Raw genomic sequence first — 21,122 nt, 5'->3', positions numbered from 1 at the left:
GCGTGAATATAAATGGCTCCCAACAACCGGTAGCTTTTCTTTTTGCCGGGCAAGGAAATCCGCTTATTGGTATGGGCGCAGATCTTTGGGATATCAACCCCATGACCCGCCAAATCTGGGATTGTGCCTGTGATATTTCTGGCCGGGATATCCGCCAGTTATGCCTGAAAGGCCCAATGAACCGGCTGATTCACACCACAATACAGCAGCTTGCTGTTACGGCAATCAACGTCACCTTATTTAGCTTGTACCGTGAGCGGTTTGAGAATCTGCGTGTTGCTGCGGCATGCGGTCATAGCGTCGGTGAATACAGCGCACTCTACGCCGCCGGTGCAATATCGCTGGAAGCCTTATTTCGCCTGATCCATTTCCGCGCCAACCTGATGAACGATCTCAGCAGACGGTATCCCGGAAGCATGCTTGTGGTAAATGGGATTGACTACGTGGGCCTACATACGCTCATCGACCATTCTGGTGTTACGCTTGATATCTGTTGTGACAATAGCCACAAACAGCAGTTGGTGGGGGGGACAATGCAGGCGTTAGCGGAGTTTACGCATGTGCTGATCTCTGCAGGGTATTCACCTGCCAAATGTGGGGTGAGTGGGGCGTGGCATACGCGGCTTATGCAAGAAGGGTGTGCTGCGATGCGAGATTTTTTGCGAGGTGTGGATATTTTCACCCCGCAATGTGATGTGCTGATGAATGTTACGGGAGCTGCAGTAAAGGAGGTGCAGTTTATTAAGGAGAATTTAGCTCTGCATCTGACCCATACGGTCAGATGGACCGATTCAATGGAGCATCTTCTTACGGGTAGCTCGCCGGTGCGCTTTCTCGAAATGAGCCATAAACCGTATCTATGCCAGTTATTAAAGGATTACAGCGCTTTTTCCCCACAAAATGCTGTACATAGTCGTACGATATTATCCATGCTAGGAGGGCAGCCGTGATCCCGGAGTATTTAACTTTTATTCGTTACCAGGATAAAAAGTTTCTGGTTTTCATTTATCTTATTAGTTTTATCCTGCTGGGGTTGTACTGGAGTAATACCGGTTACGCGGCGGGTTTACAGGATGTGGGCGTAATTAGCGCTATACTGACTATTTTGCTTTTTAAAGTTATCTATGAATTAAAGGCTTACTGGGCCTATAAATGTGTTGTCGGTACGGTGGATTTGTCTTTTTTTGCCGGAAAGAAAATAAAGCGATATGAGACGGTGATGACACATCCGCTGGTTATTAGTCTGCTTGCGTATGCTGTTTTTTTTGCAGTATATAAAAGTATTTTCTCTCTGCTTTCGCCGCAGGCGGCTCTGAATTCACTTGTTTTGACGGCACCCCTTTTAATATTTATCGTGTTCCGGCTTATGAGAAACAGCTATATCAAACAGGTTGCAACCGCGGTTGTTGAAAAGGTGAAGTATAAGCATCTTTATCGCTACGTGTGTTCAAATGTTGTTCTGAGTCTGGTATTGACATTGCTGATGATTTCACCGTTGAGAGGTGATGAGGATTTCTCATTCGAAGACGGTTTTTTTTCTCCCCGACTGATGATCGCTATGTGGATACTTTGCGCAACTGTGTTGATAATAAATATACTATTTATGCAGTTCCCAAAGCATTATATTTTTCTCGGCAGGTTATTTCTTAACGAAGTAGATTTTTATTTTTCGACTTCAGTTCCTTTTAGCCGTCTGCACGCCAAACCACAATGGTATAAATTGCTGATGATAATGATGATTGAGGCCGGCTGGATCGTTTTAATGAGTGCGTTAATGATGCTGCTGGACTTTAACGTCTGTTTTGAAGCCTGGTTTTTGTGCTGTTTTCTGCCTTGCCTGGGGTTCTACGCATTGTATCTGTACTGGAACTGGCATAATGATTTTATGATGGCGTGTGATATGTATCTTCGGTGGGGCGAGATTAAAAAGCAATCGAATCTCTGGTGATACACACATTCCGCCTGTAATGAATTTTCATCACAAGTGGAATATGTGCAGTGAGTGAATTACAGACTCAAAGCCATTGGTCTGATACCGGGGAGCGAAGAAATATACACCGGTTGGTCTTCAAAAAGTTTATCTCTGATTAATAAGAGATCGCTAATTTTCTTACCACCTAATTTTTTACAGGCTTTATTACGATAAGCATAAACTTTTTTTGGCGGTATGTTCAGTGCATGAGCAATTAAATGAATGCCTTTACCTTTAAGAGATTCCTTTAAAATTATTCTTTCGATATCACTTAGCGAGCTATTACCGGGCGTTATTTTTTTCTTCTTTTTAATAATTCGGCCAATGGCTTTAATAATCTCAGATAAGGAGTCTCTGGATTTTATCACTTCATCAGCATCGTTGATAATGATGTCTCTCGGCGTTCCAAGGATAACTAAAAGTTTGCTTGATTGGTTTAGTGGAGATATTGCTTTTGCATGTGAACTATTGCGGGCGTCAAGGTGAAGAATTACGACATCTTCGAAAGTTAAATCATCAACCGGAATGGCCTCCAATGCATGCGCAAGAATATTCCAGCCTTTCGTGCGTGCTAATGAAATAATTCCGTTTTGAAAATAAATATCGTCACTGATTGTATAAATATTCATTTGTTAACCATGTTATATGGGTCTTTGGATTTGATTGATGAATTGTAATTCGACAGAAGTGCATCCTGTAATTAAATAATCTTAAATGAATTCTTAACAAACTCTGAAGGTGCAAACCTCTGTCCCCGAAGCGGGGCTGGCGACAGGTCAGCCTGCCAGGCAGAAGGCTTTCCGCTACGGCTATTCTTAACAGAGGTAAACAGTAATTAATTATCTCTTTTTCAGGCTGAATGGGAGATAACGTAGCGGCAATAAAGGAACTGCATAGAATATCAATACACTATATACGCATAATGCACAGAGCGACTATACTTCTTAAACGCTTTTCACCGGGGGGGATGCCCACTAACGGGAAAAGATTACTTCGCCGCCTGTTGAATTATTATTATGTGATCGCGCACCTTTTCAGGGTTTTATTGCTGCTTATGCGGTAATCATTGAGCGATAATTTTTAGTTCTTTTTTGCATGAACACTTAGAGGTAATAGCGACTAACAGAATAATGCCGCCAGACCATAACAGACAAGAATCTCTTCTACTGCCGTAAGGGTTTGAATGATGGAGACTTATCTTAAAGCAATGAAAGATGAATGGGTGCATCTGATTGAAAAAACAGATCCTCACATTCGCCTGTTAAGTGCAGAGCTTGCAAAAACGCATGCGCATATGTTGAGTATGGAATTTTACCGTATCGTTTTAACCGATCCGCATGCGGAGGAGTTTCTGTCAAATGATCAAGTAGAACGCCATCTTAAAAGCGCCCTGAGGCGTTGGATAACCGATGTTTTATCCTGCACTATTGATGATATCGATCGGCTTATTGAGGTCCAGCAGCACGTGGCTCAAATCCATGCGCGTATTGGTATTCCGGTTGAGATTGTTGAGATGGGTTTTCGCGTGCTTAAAAAATTACTTTTCCCGATTATCAATAACAGTCCCCAGCAGCCGGGTCAAAAACTGGAGATGTATCACTACTCTATTAATAGTATTGATTTAGCAATGGAGGTCATGTCCAGAGCATTTACCTTCAGCGATAATAGCGCCTCTAAAGAAGATGAAAATTACCGTATTTTTTCCTTACTTGAAAATGCGGAAGAGGAGAAAGAGCGGCAAATTTCTACACTGCTGGCCTGGGAAATGGATATCATATATAAAATTATGCTCGATACAGATCTTGGCAATAGTATTCCCTTAGGTCAGGCTGATTTTGGTCTTTGGTTTAATCACAAAGGCCGCCATTATTTTAGCGGCATTGCTGAGGTGGGACATATTGCTAAACTGATGCTGGAGTTTGATAGTGTTTTTAATGAGATGCGTAATACCCCTAAATCGCTGGCAACTAAACATCAGCGCGTTAAGTTTATTATTCGGGTACGCAATACGCTGGCGCAAATTACGACACTGCTACGCGAGCTATTTGAAGAAGTCTCTCGCCATGAAGTGGGTGTTGATGTTCTGACGAAATTACTTAATCGACGTTTCCTGCCGACGATTTTCAAGCGTGAAATTGCCCATGCCAACCGGGCAGGAACGTCACTGTCGATACTTATTATTGATGTTGATAAATTTAAAGAAATTAACGATACCTGGGGTCACCAAATCGGTGATGAGGTGCTGCGTAAAGTGTCGTATGCGTTTTATGATAATGTCCGCAGCAACGATTATGTTTTTCGCTATGGGGGTGATGAGTTTATTATTGCCCTGACCGAAGCGACGGAAAATGAAACCCTGCGCATCGCCGAACGCGTGCGTAGTCGGGTAGAAAAAACAAATATTAAAGCGCCTGACGGGCAAATTATTCCTATTTCGTTGTCAATCGGCGCCGCAATGTTTAGCGGGCATCCCGATTACGAGCGGTTGATTCAGGTTGCCGACGAAGCGCTTTATATTGCGAAGAAAAATGGCCGAAATCGTGTCGAACTATGGAAACCCGCAACCTGACTAGATGGGAGGGTAAATCGAAAACGCGGCTTTCATCTCTCTGGCTTCCTCGCCGGGGCTGCGCCCAAACAGGCGGCGAAATTCCCGGTTAAATTGTGAAGGGCTTTCATAACCGACGCTAAACGCGGCGCCGGCCGCGGTCTGGTTGTCACGGATCATCAGAAGCCTCGCCTGGTTAAGCCGCACCGATTTTATATACTGCAACGGCGAGCTACCGGTAACGGCCTTAAAGTGTTTATGAAACGCAGGGACGCTCAAGCCGATGTCTCCGGCCAGCGTATGGATATGCAAAGGCTGAGAATAATGGTTATGGATACGCTGCAAAACCCGGGCGATGCTGGCGAATTGACCCTGATTTGCCAGCGCCGCACGCAGCGCGCCGCCGCGCTCTCCCACCAGCACCCGGTAATATAACTCTCGTATAATCTGCGGGCCGATAATTTTCGCCTCCTGCGGTGACATCAGGGCGCGCAGCAGGCGTAACGTCGTATCGGCAAGCAGCGGGTCGAGCGCGGTGGACATTATCCCTTCAGGTGCTGTTGCGGGTTGTACCCACGCGTTATCCATTTCCATCACTAATTCTGATAACACCAGCATATCCAGCCGCACGGATACAGCCAGTAAAGGCTCTTGTGGACTGGCTTGCGTTTCAGTTGAGAAGGGAAGAGGAACCGATAGCACCAGGTAATGTTGTTTATCGTAATGATAGACCCGGTTCGCCAGATAACCGCGCTTATAGCCCTGGCACACAATTACAATGCAGGGTTCATACAGCACCGCAGTACGCCCGATCGGGTGGTCGGATCGCATAAAGCGCACGGTATCCAGCTGCGAGCAAGTGTAACCTTCTTTGGGCGCCAGCTCGTGCAGTAATGATACCATCTCGTTAAACATACCAGCCCCTGTGTTGCATATGATTGAGCAACTACTTTGCCGCTTTATGCGCTAAATGTGAACAACAAAGAGAGGATCAGGCAATCATTAAAGATAAATGAATCTGTTGGCTTCTCCCTGTCTTGCTTAGCATAAACGGGTGATACAACACAGGAGATCACGCGATGAATAACCGTAAAATAATTCTGCTTACCGGAGCCAGTAGCGGTATTGGCGAAGCAACAGCGCGTCGGCTGGTTGCGGATGGCCACCAGTTGATCATCGGCGCGCGGCGCATCGCGCGGCTTGAGGCATTACGCGAAGAGCTTGGCAATATCGACTGCCTGGCCGTCGATGTGACGCGGGCGGAAGATCTACAGAAGATGGCGCATTTTGCTCTGTCTCGCTATGGGCGCATTGATGTACTGATTAATAATGCCGGGGTCATGCCGCTGTCACCGCTGGCTGCGCTAAAAGTCGACGAGTGGCGCCAGACGATTGACGTGAATATTCATGGTGTACTTAATGGTATCGCTGCGGTATTACCGGTTATGCAACAGCAGGCCTCGGGGCAGATAATCAGCGTGGCATCCATCGGCGCGCATACTGTTTTCCCCCGCTCGGCGGTCTATTGCGCCAGTAAATTTGCCGTACGCGCGATTGCGGATGGCCTGCGCCAGGAGAGTGATAACCTGCGCGTGACGGTGGTAAGCCCGGGTGTGGTTGAATCCGAGCTGGCCGATCATATTACCGACGAAAGCGCTAAAGAAGCGATGCAGGCATTTCGCCGCGTTGCGCTGCCAGCGGATGCTATTGCACGGGCCATATCCTGGGCGATTGTGCAACCGGACGGGGTGGATGTCAGCGAAATTATCGTGCGCCCGACACAAAGTCCCTACTAATAAGTGAACAGTAACAAGGCGCCTGGGCGCCTTGTCTGCTATAAACTTCCTGTTCCGCCATCGACCAAAAGCTCAGCACCTACCATATAACTTGAATCATCAGAAGCCAGAAACAGGGCGGCTTTTGCCAGTTCGTCCGGCGTACCCATCCTGCCCAGCGGCACTAATTTTTTTATCTCCTCACGCATGGCACGTTGCTCATCATCGCTGAGACCGAATTTGTTCATCGCTGGCGTTTCTACCGGGCCAGGACTCAGGCCGTTAATGCGCACACCGCGCGAGATAAGCTCAGCCGAGAGCGTTCTGGCAAGAGAAAGTAGCGCGGCCTTACTGGCTGCATATGCGCTGCTGGCTGGCAGGCCAATACGGGCGCTGACAGAACCGCACAAGATAACCGAAGAGGGATTGTTGAGGAGCGGCAACAACGCCTGGATCAGGAAAAAGGGACCTTTAAGATTCGTATCCATTAGCCTGTCCCATGCTTCTTCATGCCACGCTGCAAGTAAATTATGCGTGACATCGCCTGCATTAATAAACAGCACATCCAGCTGTGACCAGCGTTCACCGAGTGTGGCGGCAAGCTGGCGCTGATCGTCGGTGCGCCCGGCATCAGATGCGATAACCCAGGCATTTTTGCCGAGGATCGCTTTTGCCTGCTCTAAGGTGGCCGGGTTACGACCGGTAACGGCAACCTGCGCGCCTTCAGCAATAAACGCTTGCGCAGTCGCCAGACCGATGCCGGTGGTGCCGCCAGTGATCAATGCATGTTTACCTGTTAATCGACCCATTTTTAACTCCTGCAATGTGGCTGGATAAGGCACTATAAAAGCGTTAGTATCTTTTGGATACAAGGTACCAACTGGATACTAAAGAGGCGGAAGGTAAGCTATGGCGCGTTCTCAGGCATTGCCGACAGTAAAAAATTTTCCGCCTGAATCCTGTCCGATGACAGATTTCGTCAACCTGATTTCCGGTAAATGGGCAATTCCTATCCTGTATCGGTTGATTGCGTTGAACACGCCGGTGCGTTTTAGTGAACTGCAGCGCGCCGTGGCACCGATCACGCAAAAAGAGCTAACGCGCCAGTTGCGGCTGTTTGAACAACGTGGGTTAGTCTCGCGCCAGGTTTACCCCGAGGTGCCGCCGCGGGTGGAATATTGCATTACGCCGCTTGGTTTAACGCTTCGCAGCGCCCTGACGCCGCTGGCGGAATGGATGAGCAAACATGGCAATGAATTAAAGCGTTAATTGCGGCGGATCACGCGCAGTACACCCGTTCCCTGCAAGTTGTCGTAAATGTGTCACACTGTTTTATCTAACACGGATGAGAGGAACAGAGTATGAACAAATTCGGCTGGTTAAGTATTCTTATTGCCACAATGGCCACGCCTGCTGCGCTGGCACAAACCGCGCCTAAGGCGTATCAGTTGCAACAAGTATTGATTTTGAGTCGCCATAATTTGCGCGCGCCGCTGGGGGATAACGGCAGTATCCTTCAGCAATCATCGCCGAATCGCTGGCCGCAGTGGGATGTTCCTGGCGGGGAATTAACGACCAAAGGCGGCGTGCTGGAGGTCTATATGGGGCACTACACCCGCGAGTGGCTGACCGCCCAGAAGCTGCTCACGGCAGGTGAGTGCCCGGCCAAAGAGAGTGTTTATGTGCGGGCGAACAGTTTGCAGCGAACCGTTGCGACTGGGCAATTCTTTGTGAACGGCGCCTTTCCAGGATGCGACATTCCTGTCAATCATCAGGAAAAAATGGGCACGATGGACCCGCTCTTTAACCCGGTTATCACCCGCGATTCGGCAGAGTTTTCGCAGCAGGCCATCAAAGCCATGGAGCAAAAAGGGCAGTCTTACTCGCTGACTGAGAGCTATAAACTGCTTGAGCAAATTGTTAATTATCCCGAATCGCCGAACTGCAAAGAGCAGCATCACTGTTCCCTGACCACAGAGAAAAACAGTTACAGCGCCAGCTATCAACATGAGCCGGGTGTCTCCGGGCCGTTAAAAATCGGTAACTCGCTGGTGGATGCATTTACCTTGCAGTACTACCAGGGTTTTCCGCTCGATCAGGTGGCGTGGGGAAAAATCAAAACTGATAAACAGTGGCAACTGCTGTCGAAGCTAAAAAACAGTTATCAGGACACGCTTTTTACTACGCCGGAGGTGGCGCGCAATGTGTCTAAACCGCTGGTGAAATATCTCAACCACGCGCTGGTGGAAGAGGCGGGAAAAGGGCCCAAAATAACCGTACTGGTGGGGCATGATTCCAACATCGCCTCGCTACTGGCGGCGCTGAATTTCAGGCCTTATCAACTGCAAGGGCAGGACGAACGTACACCGATTGGCGGGCAAATTGTTTTCCAGCGCTGGCATGATAACGCGGGCAACCGCTCTTTGATAAAAATCGAGTATGTTTACCAGAGCAAAGAACAGCTCCGTAATACCGAAGAATTAACGCTGAAGTCACCGGCACAGCGTGTGACGCTGGCGCTTGAGGGATGCGCACCGGATGCGGATGGTTTCTGCCCGGCGGATAAATTCAACGCACTGATGAGTGAAGCGGCAAAATAAACCATTCCAACACTATGCCTCCCCCGCAGTGGCGGGGGAGAAGAGGGATCACACGTTTTTCCGCTCGATGGTTTGTTCGCCCCAGAACAACGAATCTTTGTCTGTTTTTTCAAAGGCGCGCGTCAGCACTTCGTCGCTGCCTTCCTCCCAAATTTTTTCCGCCAGCGCTTCGTCGAAATCAGCGACCTCAAAAATCGCCTCGGCGATTTCCGGTGACGTATTGCGTAAACTTGCCCATTCACCAACGTGATGAGCTTTCGATTCTTGAGATGGCATTTGCATCCTCCTGTGAAGATTAGCCGAACAATTTTACTGCCAGACCAGCAACATACTCTCCCTGATAACGGGCTATCGCCAGCTCCTCGGCACTGGGTTGACGCGAACCATCACCTCCGGCAATGGTTGACGCGCCGTATGGGGTTCCGCCGCGAACCTGCGAAACATCAAACAGCTCCTGCGCGCCGTATCCAATGGGAACAATAACCATCCCATGATGAGCAAGGGTAGTCCATGTTGAGGTAATTGTGTGTTCCTGACCGCCGCCGGTGCCGGTTGAGGTGAAGACGCTGGCCAGTTTGCCGTACAGTGCGCCGGATGCCCACAGCCCGCCAGTCTGGTCGAAAAAGGTGCGCATTTGCCCGGACATATTGCCAAAGCGGGTGGGTGTACCCACGATAATGGCGTCGTATTCGGGCAGTTCTTGCGGTGTCGCTACCGGGGCATTTTGCGTTTTACCGCCCGCCTGCAAAAACAGTTCGGGTGGCATAGTTTCAGGGACGCGTTTGATAATAACTTCTGCAGCATCAACCTTTTGTGCGCCTTCGGCCACTGCATGCGCCATCGTTTCGATGTGTCCATACATGGAATAGTAAAGCACCAGCACTTTAGCCATTTCTATCACTCCTCGAAAGTACGTTGATGGACAGCAAATCGCTGCGTTCCTTTTAAGATTATGACGTGTTGGGAAGAGTGCAAACCAGAGCAACATTTCTTTGATAAATAATAAATAACCTCATCAGCATTGTTTCAATTTGACACACTTTAACGATGCGGTTTTTTTGAAGTGATAAGAGTGGCTTAATAGTTCTTACAGGAAAGTATTCACTATTCGGTGCGTTACCTGTTGCAGAATATTACCAGCGGCTGGCTGAATACCCCCGTTCCACTAAGCTTAGTTGCACGCGACGGAGATTTTAGTGCTGTCCTGACGTCGTGAGGTGAAAGAATCCTCTTTTACTGAATGCAGTATGATGACTTATATTTCACTCATCTGGAGGTGAGACATGGCAAATCATCGTGGTGGATCAGGTAACTTCGCCGAGGACCGGGAAAGAGCATCAGCAGCAGGCCGTAAAGGTGGCCAGCAGAGCGGGGGGAACTTCAAAAATGATCCCCAGCGAGCCTCCGAAGCCGGTAAAAAAGGGGGCAAAAACAGCCACGGGAGTCGCAGCAACAGCGAATAATCCCTGGCGGCAGAAAGCCAGACAGACTGCTGCCCACGCCCGCCGCCGGGAGAGACCCGGCGGTTTTTTTTTGCCTGCGCCATTTGATATGCTTACGCAGTGATAAAGGAGAGCATGCATGGCACAGGGTTTGGCAAAGCGCGTCAGCAAAAGGACGCAAGCAGTGAGCGAGAAACGGCAGGCAATTCTGGCCGCCGCACTGGATGTCTTTTCACGACTGGGATTTCATGGCGCAAGACTGGAACAAGTGGCAGAAATGTCCGGCGTGTCAAAAACCAATCTTCTCTACTATTACCCTTCAAAAGAAGTGCTCTATATTGCCGTGCTACGGCAAATCCTGGATGTCTGGCTGGCACCGCTGAAAGCGTTTCGTGAAGACACCACGCCGCTTAAGGCAATCCGCGAATATATCCGCCTTAAGCTTGAAGTCTCGCGCGATCACCCGCAGGCCTCGAAACTGTTCTGCCAGGAGATGCTACAGGGCGCGCCGCTGCTAAAAGCCGAGCTTACCGGAGATTTAAAAGCGCTGGTGGAGGAGAAATCCACCATTATTGCTGGCTGGATCAATAGCGGCAGGCTTGCCGCTGTCGATCCGCACCATTTGATATTTATGATTTGGGCCTCCACGCAGCACTACGCTGATTTTGCCATCCAGGTCGAAACAGTAACCGGCACGACGTTACAGGATGAGGCGTTCTTCCAGCGTACTGTTGATAACGTGCAGCGTATGATTATCGAAGGTATTCGCGTGCGTTAGTGCGCAGGCGGCAGCGGGCAGCTCACATCCCCTTCTTCACACTGCAACAATGAAGCAAGCCAGGCTTCCCGCTCAATGGTTTTATCTGCCAGGCACTGGTTATGCACCATCGGCTGAATGCTGCCACCCTGCACACCAGAAGCGACAAATTCGCAATCGCTGTCACGCAGGTTTACCCAGGTTTGCTGCGCTTTTTTCAGCAGCGTGGCCTGCTCTGGCGTGGCGCGTTTGATGGCGTCCTGCCAGGTTTGATTGAGTTTTTTATCGGCGGCCTGATATTGCCCGGCGGTGCAAACATTCAGCTCGGCTTGCGTGCTGGCGCTATCGCACTCGTCGGCAAGCGCGGCGCCACTGAGTAAAAGCGCGGTCAGCGCCAGTATGCAACGTTTCATCCCTTTCCCTATATTGATTACCCTGAAGTTGCTGTTTTTTTAACATAGCCGTGCGGGGAAGTCATCCGTCAGGGCAGGGCGGCAGGCTGGCTTTGCGAGATGGCTCGACAATTAGCCACAACCAGGAGCGTTAAGTGAAAAAGGCGCCCGCAGGCGCCCTGGGATCCGCCGTGAGTAATTAGCCGATGGTCATCAGGCTGGCGTTACCGCCTGCGGCTGCGGTGTTAACGCTCAGCGAGCGCTCCAGCCACAGGCGTTCCAGCAGGATGTTGCTTTCACCACGGGCGAAGCCTTGTACTGAGACAATCGCTCCGTCGTGCGCGGCAACGTTTTCACACAGGGTGATAAGCTGGTCGGAGTCACCGTGGAAAATCACCGCATCAAACGACTGCGCCATTAACGCTTCGGCTTTGGCGAACTGAATGCGCTGGCTGACGCGCTGCGGCAGTTGCTTCGCCAGTTCGCGATGCAGACTGTCGTCCGGCCACAGTACCTGGCAGCCGCTGGCAAGCGCGGCGGCCAACTGAACCAGCGCGTCCTGTTCGTTATCCGCGATGCACAGCACGCGTTCACGTGGCGCCAGCGTCCAGCTATTGCGCTCACCGGTCGGGCCTTGCAGAACACGCTGCGTGCCGGTTTGCGCCAGCTCGCCAAACTGGCGGCATAACTGCTGCAGTTCCGGGCGGTTCGCTGCCCATTCGCTCAGTGCTTCCAGCGGCTGGATAAGCGTTGATTTCAGCTGCGCATCCAGCGGTTGTACCGCGTCATGGCGGGCGAGCGTTTTCATCACCGCGTTTTCCGGGCGGCTACCCAGCAAGCGGTACAGATAGAGTGGCCCACCGGCCTTCGGCCCGGTTCCCGACACCCCTTCGCCGCCGAACGGCTGTACGCCAACGACAGCGCCGACCATATTACGGTTGACGTAGAGGTTGCCAACATGTGCATTACCGGTGACCTGGGCGATAGTCTCATCGATACGGGTATGGACGCCGAGCGTCAGACCGTAGCCGGAAGCATTAATCTGCTTGAGTAGCGCATCAAGTTGGTTGCGGTTATAACGCACCACATGCAGCACCGGCCCGAAGATCTCCTTTTTCAGCTCATCAAAGCTATCCAGTTCGATAAGCGTTGGCGGAATAAAGGTCCCGGTGCGCCACTCGCGCGCATCTTCGCTGTTCTCGCGCACGGCCTGGAACACGGTACGGCCTTTTGCCCGCATCGCCTGAATATGCTTGTCAATATTCTCTTTGGCCTCAGCATCAATCACCGGACCGATATCGGTGGTCAGGCGTCCCGGGTTGCCCATACGGCACTCTGCCATCGCGCCGCGCAGCATGGTCAGCGTGTGATCGGCAATCTCGTCCTGCAAGCAGAGCACGCGCAGAGCTGAGCAACGCTGGCCAGCGCTGTCGAACGCGGAGGCCAGCACATCTACCACCACCTGCTCGGTGAGCGCGGAGGAGTCCACGATCATCGCATTCATGCCGCCGGTTTCAGCGATAAGCGGCGTCGGGCGGCCTTGCGCATCAAGGCGGTTGGCGATATTGCGCTGCAAAAGTGTTGCCACATCGGTAGAACCGGTAAACATCACGCCGCGCACGCGTGGGTCAGAAGTCAGTTGCGCCCCGACGGTTTCGCCACGCCCTGGCAGCAGTTGCAATACGCCAGCCGGAACACCGGCTTCCAGCAAAATAGCCACACCCTGGGCGGCAATCAGCGGGGTTTGCTCTGCGGGTTTGGCCAGCACGCTGTTGCCTGCGGCCAGCGCGGCAGCGATCTGCCCGGTAAAAATCGCCAGCGGGAAGTTCCACGGGCTGATACAGACCACCGGCCCCAGCGGGCGATGGGTTTCGTTGTCGAAGTCGGCGCTGACCTGGCCTGCGTAGTAACGCAGAAAATCCACGGCTTCCCGCACTTCAGCGATAGCATTGGTGAAGGTTTTCCCGGCTTCACGCACCAGGATGCCCATCAGCGCAGGCATTTGATCTTCCATTAACATCGCCGCACGCTCAAGGATGGCAGCGCGCTCCTGCGGCGGCGTGGCAAACCAGACGGGCGCGTGGCTGAGCGCATTGTCCAGCGCCTGGTTAACCTGCGCTTCGCTGGCTTCAACGACATAACCGACAATATCTTTGGGTTCCGCCGGGTTAGCCACCGGCTGAAGTTCGCCCTCCATCTCAACCTTTTCGAGGGTCGGGCGGGCATACCACTTCTGCGCAGCACTGTTCAGCAGCGAGGAGGAGAGTGAGGCAAGGCGGTGCTCGTTCGCCAGATCCAGCCCGGCAGAGTTGATGCGACCGTCACCATACAGCGCACGCGGCAGCGGGATTTTCGGGTGCGGCAGGCCAATCTGGCCCTCCTGGGCGGCGAGTTTTTCCACCTCAGTGACCGGATCGGCCACTAACGCATCCAGTGGCAGAGTGGTATCTGCAATACGGTTAACAAACGAAGTATTCGCACCGTTTTCCAGCAGGCGGCGAACCAGATAAGCAAGCAGCGTTTCGTGTGTGCCAACCGGCGCATAAATACGGCAAGGACGATTCAGCTTGCCCTCAGCCACTTTGCCGACCACCTGTTCATACAACGGTTCACCCATGCCGTGCAGGCACTGGAACTCGTACTGCCCCGGATAATAGTTCTGCCCGGCCAGTTGGTAAATGGCCGCCAGCGTATGCGCGTTGTGCGTGGCGAATTGCGGATAAATAAGGTTAGGAACCGAGAGCAACTTTTTCGCGCAGGCGAGGTAAGAGACGTCGGTATAGACCTTGCGGGTATAGACCGGATAGCCTTCGAGTCCTTCCATCTGAGCGCGTTTGATTTCGCTGTCCCAGTAGGCGCCTTTCACCAGGCGGATCATCAGGCGACGGCGGCTGCGGGTCGCCAGATCGATAAGGTAATCAATGACAAACGGGCAGCGTTTCTGGTAGGCCTGAATCACAAAACCGATACCGTTCCAGCCAGCAAGTTCTGGTTCAAAGCACAGTTTTTCCAGCAGATCGAGGGAAATTTCCAGACGATCGGCCTCTTCAGCATCAATATTAATACCGATATCATACTGGTGCGCTAACAGCGTCAGGGATTTCAGTCGCGGATAGAGCTCATCCATGACCCGGTCATACTGCGCGCGGCTGTAACGCGGGTGCAGGGCGGAAAGCTTGATAGAGATCCCCGGCCCTTCGTAGATACCGCGCCCGTTTGACGCCTTGCCGATAGCATTGATCGCTTGCTGATACGACACCATATACGCTTGCGCGTCGGCCTCGGTCAGCGCCGCTTCGCCCAGCATATCGTAGGAGTAGCGAAAGCCCTTATCCTCAAGCTTGCGTGCATTTGCCAGAGCTTCGGCAATGGTTTCACCGGTAACAAACTGCTCGCCCATCAGGCGCATCGCCATGTCCACGCCTTTGCGGATCAGCGGCTCGCCACTTTTACCGATGATACGGTTAAGTGAGCGGGAGAGGTTGGCTTCGTTATGCGTAGCCACCAGGCGGCCCGTAAACAGCAGACCCCAGGTCGCGGCGTTCACAAAAAGCGACGGGCTGCGGCCAATATGCGACTGCCAGTTACCGTTACTGATTTTGTCGCGGATCAACGCATCACGGGTGGCTTTGTCCGGAATACGCAACAGCGCTTCGGCAAGGCACATCAGCGCCACACCTTCCTGGGAAGAGAGCGAGAACTCCTGTAGCAGGCTTTGCACCATGCCCGCGCGCCCGGAGGCCGTTTTCTGGTTGCGGAGTTTTTCTGCCAGCTGGTAGGCGAGCGCGTGGGCTTTTTCGGCCACAGGCTGCGGCAGGCGTGCTTGCTCAAGCACCATGGGCACGGCATCGGTTTCAGGCCGACGCCAGGCGCTGGTGATGGCTGCGCGGGAAACGGACTGCGGCAAAATTTGTTCAGCAAATTCGATAAACGGCTGCGGCGTTTCCTCGACGGTGACCACCGGTTCATCATCCTGCGCGGGGGTATCCTGTCCGCTGTCCAGCTCAGATAAAGCAGCGTTGCTTTCAAGCTTTTCCAGATAATTAAAAATGGCCTGTTTAATTAACCAGTGCGGTGTGCGGTCGATAGTGGATGCTGCGGCTTTGATCCTTTCGCGTGTTGCGTCATCAAGCTTGACCCCCATGGTAGTGGTGCCCATGCTTTTGCTCCTGTTTTTACATTGTTTTGCGGTTCGCTGAAATATCTCCCATGTTGCAACTTTGTGCAACCATGTTAAATGTGACCCGCTTTGCAAGGTGAGAAATCGGATAAATGTTAATTACCGGTAACATTAAAAGTTAAGGAGTATTAATAAAGTTATGCCGTGAATATGCGGTGGTTAACATATTTTTAAGGTGCAACCCTTAAAAGTGTGACCGAGTACAACCTATCGCTAAATGATATTAATGTCAGGATGAATTTGATGTAAATGCCGTGTTAAATCGATTGTGAATAAGCGAAGGTTCCGGCAGGATACGTCGCTTTACACAACAAAAACGTACCATCGCCCCGTTCCGGTGATGGATAAAAGCGGCAAAATGAATTTGCCGTCAAAAAAATCCTGGAGACTCATTCATGGCAATAAGCACACCGATGCTGGTCACCTTCCTGGTTTATATCTTTGGCATGATACTCATTGGTTTTTTCGCCTGGCGTTCAACGAAAAACTTTGATGATTATATCCTCGGCGGGCGAAGTCTCGGACCGATGGTGACGGCACTCTCCGCAGGTGCTTCCGATATGAGCGGCTGGTTGCTGATGGGGTTGCCAGGCGCCATTTTTATCTCCGGCATTTCCGAAAGCTGGATTGCAATTGGTTTGACGGCAGGAGCATGGATTAACTGGAAACTGGTGGCGGGGCGACTGCGTGTCCACACCGAGGTGAATAACAACGCGCTGACATTACCGGACTATTTTACCGGCCGTTTTGAAGACAAGAGCCGTCTGCTGCGTATCATTTCCGCCATCGTTATCCTGGTGTTTTTCACGATTTATTGCGCATCCGGTATTGTCGCCGGGGCTCGCCTGTTTGAAAGCACGTTCGGCATGAGTTACGAAACGGCACTGTGGGCGGGCGCGGCGGCGACCATTCTTTACACCTTTATTGGTGGGTTTCTGGCCGTAAGCTGGACGGATACCGTCCAGGCCAGCCTGATGATTTTTGCGCTGATTTTAACCCCGGTAATCGTGATTTTTACCGTGGGTGGCTTCGCCGACTCGCTGGAAGTGATTAAGCAAAAAAGCATCGAAAACGTGGATATGCTAAAAGGCCTGAACTTTGTCGCCATCGTTTCACTGATGGGCTGGGGGCTTGGCTATTTCGGGCAGCCGCATATTCTGGCCCGCTTTATGGCGGCGGATTCACACCATACCATCGTGCATGCGCGTCGTATCAGTATGGCGTGGATGATCCTTTGCCTGGCGGGTGCTTGTGCGGTCGGCTTTTTTGGCATCGCTTACTTCTCGGAGCACGCGTCGCTGGCAGGCGCGGTCAACCAGAACGCCGAGCGTGTGTTTATTGAACTGGCGCAGATCCTCTTTAACCCCTGGATAGCCGGTATTCTGCTTTCGGCAATTCTTGCAGCGGTAATGTCCACCCTGAGCTGCCAGCTGCTGGTGTGCTCCAGCGCGATTACAGAAGACTTCTACAAGGCGTTTTTGCGCAAAGATGCCAGCCAGACTGAGCTGGTCTGGGTGGGGCGCGTGATGGTACTGCTGGTGGCGCTGATTGCTATTGCGCTTGCCGCGAACCCTGAAAACCGCGTACTTGGCCTGGTAAGCTACGCATGGGCAGGTTTTGGCGCGGCCTTTGGCCCGGTTGTGCTGTTCTCCGTAATGTGGTCGCGTATGACCCGTAACGGTGCGCTGGCAGGTATGGTTATCGGTGCTGTAACGGTGATTGTATGGAAACATTACGCCTGGCTGGATCTGTATGAAATCATTCCTGGTTTTGTCTTCGGCTGCATCGGAATTGTGGTATTCAGCCTGTTAGGTAAGGCCCCTTCAGCGACGATGCAGCAGCGCTTTGCTGAAGCTGACGCGCATTATCGCTCTGCACCGCCGTCTCGTTTACAGGAAGGCTAAAAAGCGTGGCGGAGCAGGGATACTGCTCCGCCAGATTACCTGCCTCGTATTCCCGCCATTGCTGCATCCTGTCGTTATCTGTCTTTCTTACGAAAGCGGTATCCGGCGTTTTGTGGTAGTACTAAATTCGCTTTAAAGAATAAAACACGGTGTTGTGTGTCGTTTTTAATCTTTAAGTTAGACAATGATATAGTTGATACTGATTGCTAATTTATATAAATCAATAAAGTACATAGCACTTGAAAAAACCATCGAAAATTTAAATGATTGAAATAAATCTCCCTCCCCATAAACTGAAATTACTTGAGTTGCCCGGTATATTTGTTTCTATTCACTAACAATCATCTTGCTTTGTTTATAATTAACAGAGAATTGCTAACTGTTTTCAGGTTGCCGCATTTACATTGTTTTTTAATGCAGGCGTCTGGCTGGTCAATTACGTTTACCGCGCATTAAAAGAAATGAAATAAGGATTCCAAGGAATAAGGAGATAGCGGTATGGCGAGTTCTGCCTCTCATTTTACGCATAACATCGAAGAGATAAATAAAGGATGCACACCAGGCTTACGGCTGGGTGCACTTAAGCGATTACTTAAAGAGCAATCCGGTATTCGCGTAATGGAAGCCCACAGCCCTTTGTCGGCGCTGCTTGTCGAGCAGGCTGTTTATGAAGATGAAAACACGCATCATCAATTTGATGCATTCTGGTCGAGTTCATTAACCGATTCGGCACTGCGTGGCAAACCCGACACCGAGTTACTTGATTTCGGGCATCGTTTAAATGCCGTTGCTGAGATATTTGATGTGACCACCCGGCCGCTGATTTTCGATGGCGATACCGGTGGCAAAACTGAACATATTGCCCATAAAGTTCGCGCCGCTGAGAATCTTGGAATATCAGCAATGATAATCGAAGATAAAACCGGACTGAAACGCAATTCTTTATTTGGAAATGATGTCAAACAAACCCAGGCAACGCGTGAAGACTTTTGTGAAAAAATTGCGACGGCAAAGAAATCGCAACTTACTGAAGATTTTATGTTAATAGCGAGAATTGAAAGTCTGATCCTGGAAGCAGGAATGCCTGATGCCGTCAATCGCGCGCTACAATATGTTGATGCAGGTGCTGACGGGGTAATGATTCACAGTCGCAGAAATAGCCCTGATGAAATCATCGCTTTCGCGAAAATATTCCGCCAGCATTACCCCAACATTCCCCTTGTCTGTGTGCCAACCAGTTTCAATGATATTACTTTCGATAAGCTGGTGGCCTGCGGATTTAATATCGTGATCTACGCAAATCATATGTTACGGGCGGCGTATCCGGCCATGAAGTCTATTTTACCTGAGATCCTTAAAAACGGCAGAACATTAGAGGTAGAGGATAAATGTATGTCCATTAAGGATATCCTCGATCTTATTGATGGCGCGCCTTGACCCCGCAGCAGATTAAATTCATTAAACCTGACAAGGAGCATTGTTTATGATTGACCCGGATGATTTTCTGGACTTCCTGACCCGCCAGGGCGTGGTATTTTTTAGCGGCGTCCCGGATTCATTATTAAAAGAGTTATGCCAGGCCATTCTGGTAAATCCACAGGTTGCCGGGCACCAGACCGCGTGCAATGAAGGCGCTGCCGTCGGCATTGCCATGGGATATCACCTGGCGACCAATACGCTTCCCGCTATTTATTTACAGAATTCGGGACTGGGTAATGTGGTAAACCCGGTGTGTTCTCTGGCCGCCAACGTGGTTTACGGCATCCCTTTGTTGCTGATTGTCGGGTGGCGCGGCGAAATATTGCCCGATGGCGAGCAGGTTTCTGATGAACCACAGCATCGTCTGCAAGGGCAGGTCACGCTGGCACAGCTGGATGTGATGAATATCCCCTGGTGCATTATTGATGGCGAGAATGAAATACCCTGTCAGCAGATTCGTGGATTATTAGACAAGGCGCGAGCAGAAAAACATCCGGTGGCGCTGGTCATCCGCCGAAAAACCTTTTCCCCGCATCGGCATCCTGCGATACCCGCGCCGACAAACCCGTATCCTTTACGTGAAGGGATCGTGGAAGCTTGTCTGAAACTCTTACCGCAAGCGGTGCCGGTTATCAGTACCACCGGTATGCTCTCGCGCGAACTTTACGAATTACGCGAGAAACGTCATGAAACCCATGAGCGGGATTTTTTGACCGTGGGAGGGATGGGGTTAGCCAGCCAGATAGCCCTGGGCATCTGCTACGGGCAACCGCAGCGAAAGGTTGTTTGCCTGGATGGCGACGGGGCCGCCCTGATGCATATGGGGGGATTGACGAACTGCGCGCAATCCCGCTCGCTGATTCATATCGTTATTAATAATGGGGCCCATGAATCGGTCGGCGGGCAGGCGACGGCGGCGAGCGGTCTCGATCTTGCGCTGATAGCCGCCGCCAGCGGTTATCGGCAGGTTAATGTGGCACTGACGCTTGGGCAGTTTCAGGACGCATTGCGCGCGGCGCTGGCGGGCGATGATAGCCAGTTTATTGAGGTGAAATGTCGGCCAGGCCACCGCAGCGAGCTGGGCCGACCTGCCGCGACGCCGCAAGAAAACCGCCATCAATTTATGTCGTTTCTGGCAACCAGCACTGAACAGAGCACAAGGGCAAGGGAGGAGGGCTACGTATGAAGCACCTCGCACTTGTGGGCACCGGGACGTTAGGAAAAGCGCTCGCCTTACGTTTACTGGCGAGTGGCTACAGCCTGAGCCTGTATAACCGCACCTTTCAGAAAGCACGCGATATTGCGCAGCAACGCAGCGTTGCGGTACGCGCATTCAGTGAATTATTTATTGCACCGTTTCCGGTCATCCTTTTATGCGTGACGGATGCACACTCTATCCGCGCGCTATTTTGTGATGCTGATATTGAACGCAAGGTGGCGCAAACGCACCCGGTTATCCTTAATATCAGTACCGTCGGCCCCCAGGAAAGTGAGCGGCTGGAGGCATATTTCCAGAGCCTGGGCGCATCTTATACCGAGTGTCCGGTGTCGGGCGGGCCTGAAGGGGCAAAAGCGGGGGCGCTTGCCGCATGGGTCGGGAAAATACCCGCAGATTTTAAAGACCGAATTATTCCGGTGATTAACTGCATGGCCGCAAATAGCGTGCAGCTGGATGATAACCGGGCAGCGCAAGCGATGAAAGTTCTCAATAATTATTGTGAAGCGCTGCATCTGGTAATTGCGGCTGAAGCCATTCTTGCAACCCAGAGATTAGGGCTTTCTGCTGAAATGGTGCAGCAGGCTTTATTACTGGGTAGAGGGCGCTCTGTCTATATGGAGGTGATGCTGCAACGCTATTTACACCCCGACAGTAGCGTCTCTGTTCCACTGGATATTCGGTTAAAAGATTTAGCGCTTGCTAATCATCTCTTTCAGACGTGCGGGATTGCCAGTCCATATTTAGATTATACCCGCAATGTTTATCAACAAACGATGAGGCTATCAACATTGCCACAAGATCAGACAGCCTGTTTTACTTGGCTTTCTGAGGTGTTGTACCGGTAATTTCAGGGA

General features: G+C 51.2%; 19 protein-coding genes. 12 read left to right on the top strand and 7 right to left on the bottom strand.

Annotated elements, in window-relative coordinates; translation table 11 throughout:
- Positions 1 to 2: 2 nt before the first annotated feature.
- Both ACTU3N_RS00690 and ACTU3N_RS00685 read left to right on the top strand, forming a co-directional pair.
- The gene (locus ACTU3N_RS00690) at positions 3 to 950 is read left to right on the top strand and encodes an ACP S-malonyltransferase (RefSeq protein WP_443084239.1); all 948 of its coding nucleotides are present in this window, start codon (positions 3 to 5) and stop codon (positions 948 to 950) included.
- A complete protein-coding gene (locus ACTU3N_RS00685; RefSeq protein WP_443084238.1) occupies positions 947 to 1,948 on the top strand; it encodes a hypothetical protein in 1,002 nt (333 codons plus the stop codon). Before ACTU3N_RS00690 ends, ACTU3N_RS00685 begins: the two co-directional genes overlap by 4 nt.
- Positions 1,949 to 2,007: 59 nt before the next feature.
- Here the strand turns inward: ACTU3N_RS00685 and ACTU3N_RS00680 are convergent, their stop codons facing one another.
- Complete coding sequence (locus ACTU3N_RS00680) at positions 2,008 to 2,601, bottom strand: helix-turn-helix transcriptional regulator (protein WP_443084237.1); 594 nt, start codon at positions 2,599 to 2,601, stop codon at positions 2,008 to 2,010.
- Positions 2,602 to 3,155: 554 nt separating this feature from the next.
- Here ACTU3N_RS00680 and ACTU3N_RS00675 point away from each other — a divergent pair.
- Positions 3,156 to 4,541 (top strand): diguanylate cyclase, encoded by a 1,386-nt coding sequence (locus ACTU3N_RS00675; RefSeq protein ID WP_443084236.1) that lies wholly within the window; start codon positions 3,156 to 3,158, stop codon positions 4,539 to 4,541.
- Here ACTU3N_RS00675 and ACTU3N_RS00670 read toward each other — a convergent pair whose 3' ends face one another.
- The gene (locus tag ACTU3N_RS00670) at positions 4,542 to 5,435 is read right to left on the bottom strand and encodes an AraC family transcriptional regulator (protein WP_443084235.1); all 894 of its coding nucleotides are present in this window, start codon (positions 5,433 to 5,435) and stop codon (positions 4,542 to 4,544) included.
- A gap of 164 nt (positions 5,436 to 5,599) precedes the next feature.
- On the opposite strand from ACTU3N_RS00670, the gene ACTU3N_RS00665 reads away from it, so the two are divergent.
- Positions 5,600 to 6,316: an SDR family oxidoreductase gene (locus ACTU3N_RS00665; RefSeq protein WP_443084234.1), complete on the top strand. Its 717-nt coding sequence runs from the start codon at positions 5,600 to 5,602 to the stop codon at positions 6,314 to 6,316.
- Positions 6,317 to 6,354: 38 nt separating this feature from the next.
- Here the strand turns inward: ACTU3N_RS00665 and ACTU3N_RS00660 are convergent, their stop codons facing one another.
- The gene (locus ACTU3N_RS00660; protein WP_443084233.1) at positions 6,355 to 7,104 is read right to left on the bottom strand and encodes an SDR family oxidoreductase; all 750 of its coding nucleotides are present in this window, start codon (positions 7,102 to 7,104) and stop codon (positions 6,355 to 6,357) included.
- Positions 7,105 to 7,204: 100 nt separating this feature from the next.
- On the opposite strand from ACTU3N_RS00660, the gene ACTU3N_RS00655 reads away from it, so the two are divergent.
- Both ACTU3N_RS00655 and agp read left to right on the top strand, forming a co-directional pair.
- Positions 7,205 to 7,564 (top strand): winged helix-turn-helix transcriptional regulator, encoded by a 360-nt coding sequence (locus ACTU3N_RS00655; RefSeq protein ID WP_443084232.1) that lies wholly within the window; start codon positions 7,205 to 7,207, stop codon positions 7,562 to 7,564.
- Positions 7,565 to 7,656: 92 nt separating this feature from the next.
- Positions 7,657 to 8,895, top strand: coding sequence for a bifunctional glucose-1-phosphatase/inositol phosphatase (agp, locus tag ACTU3N_RS00650; protein ID WP_443084231.1), 1,239 nt, complete (start codon positions 7,657 to 7,659; stop codon positions 8,893 to 8,895).
- A 48-nt stretch (positions 8,896 to 8,943) separates the two neighbouring features.
- Here the strand turns inward: agp and ACTU3N_RS00645 are convergent, their stop codons facing one another.
- Together ACTU3N_RS00645 and wrbA are read right to left on the bottom strand one after the other, a co-directional pair.
- Complete coding sequence (locus ACTU3N_RS00645) at positions 8,944 to 9,171, bottom strand: YccJ family protein (RefSeq protein WP_443084230.1); 228 nt, start codon at positions 9,169 to 9,171, stop codon at positions 8,944 to 8,946.
- Positions 9,172 to 9,190: 19 nt separating this feature from the next.
- Positions 9,191 to 9,787 (bottom strand): NAD(P)H:quinone oxidoreductase, encoded by a 597-nt coding sequence (gene wrbA / locus ACTU3N_RS00640; RefSeq protein ID WP_443084229.1) that lies wholly within the window; start codon positions 9,785 to 9,787, stop codon positions 9,191 to 9,193.
- A 391-nt stretch (positions 9,788 to 10,178) separates the two neighbouring features.
- Here wrbA and ACTU3N_RS00635 point away from each other — a divergent pair, with 391 nt between their 5' ends.
- Positions 10,179 to 10,358 (top strand): general stress protein, encoded by a 180-nt coding sequence (locus tag ACTU3N_RS00635; RefSeq protein WP_443084228.1) that lies wholly within the window; start codon positions 10,179 to 10,181, stop codon positions 10,356 to 10,358.
- 118 nt (positions 10,359 to 10,476) lie between these two features.
- Complete coding sequence (gene rutR, locus ACTU3N_RS00630; protein WP_443084227.1) at positions 10,477 to 11,115, top strand: HTH-type transcriptional regulator RutR; 639 nt, start codon at positions 10,477 to 10,479, stop codon at positions 11,113 to 11,115.
- Here rutR and ACTU3N_RS00625 read toward each other — a convergent pair.
- Both ACTU3N_RS00625 and putA read right to left on the bottom strand, forming a co-directional pair.
- Positions 11,112 to 11,507: a lysozyme inhibitor LprI family protein gene (locus ACTU3N_RS00625; protein WP_443084226.1), complete on the bottom strand. Its 396-nt coding sequence runs from the start codon at positions 11,505 to 11,507 to the stop codon at positions 11,112 to 11,114. The two genes, rutR and ACTU3N_RS00625, sit on opposite strands and share 4 nt — an antisense overlap.
- Positions 11,508 to 11,685: 178 nt before the next feature.
- Complete coding sequence (gene putA / locus ACTU3N_RS00620; protein ID WP_443084225.1) at positions 11,686 to 15,645, bottom strand: trifunctional transcriptional regulator/proline dehydrogenase/L-glutamate gamma-semialdehyde dehydrogenase; 3,960 nt, start codon at positions 15,643 to 15,645, stop codon at positions 11,686 to 11,688.
- 416 nt (positions 15,646 to 16,061) lie between these two features.
- Between putA and putP the strand changes: the two genes are divergently transcribed.
- The 4 genes from putP (at position 16,062) to ACTU3N_RS00600 (ending at position 21,113) form a co-directional block, all read left to right on the top strand.
- A complete protein-coding gene (gene putP / locus ACTU3N_RS00615; protein WP_443084224.1) occupies positions 16,062 to 17,570 on the top strand; it encodes a sodium/proline symporter PutP in 1,509 nt (502 codons plus the stop codon).
- A 498-nt stretch (positions 17,571 to 18,068) separates the two neighbouring features.
- Entirely contained in the window at positions 18,069 to 19,007 is a 939-nt protein-coding gene (gene aepX, locus ACTU3N_RS00610) for a phosphoenolpyruvate mutase (protein WP_443084223.1), read from the top strand.
- Positions 19,008 to 19,053: 46 nt separating this feature from the next.
- Entirely contained in the window at positions 19,054 to 20,235 is a 1,182-nt protein-coding gene (aepY, locus tag ACTU3N_RS00605) for a phosphonopyruvate decarboxylase (protein ID WP_443084222.1), read from the top strand.
- Positions 20,232 to 21,113, top strand: a complete 882-nt coding sequence (locus ACTU3N_RS00600; protein WP_443084221.1) for an NAD(P)-dependent oxidoreductase — start codon at positions 20,232 to 20,234, stop codon at positions 21,111 to 21,113. Before aepY ends, ACTU3N_RS00600 begins: the two co-directional genes overlap by 4 nt.
- Positions 21,114 to 21,122 lie beyond the last annotated feature (9 nt).

The sequence above is a fragment of the Vagococcus sp. WN89Y genome (assembly GCF_052220145.1).
In the GTDB taxonomy this organism is placed as follows: Bacteria; Pseudomonadota; Gammaproteobacteria; order Enterobacterales; family Enterobacteriaceae; genus Kosakonia.
This window is presented reverse-complemented; position numbering and strand designations above follow the sequence as displayed.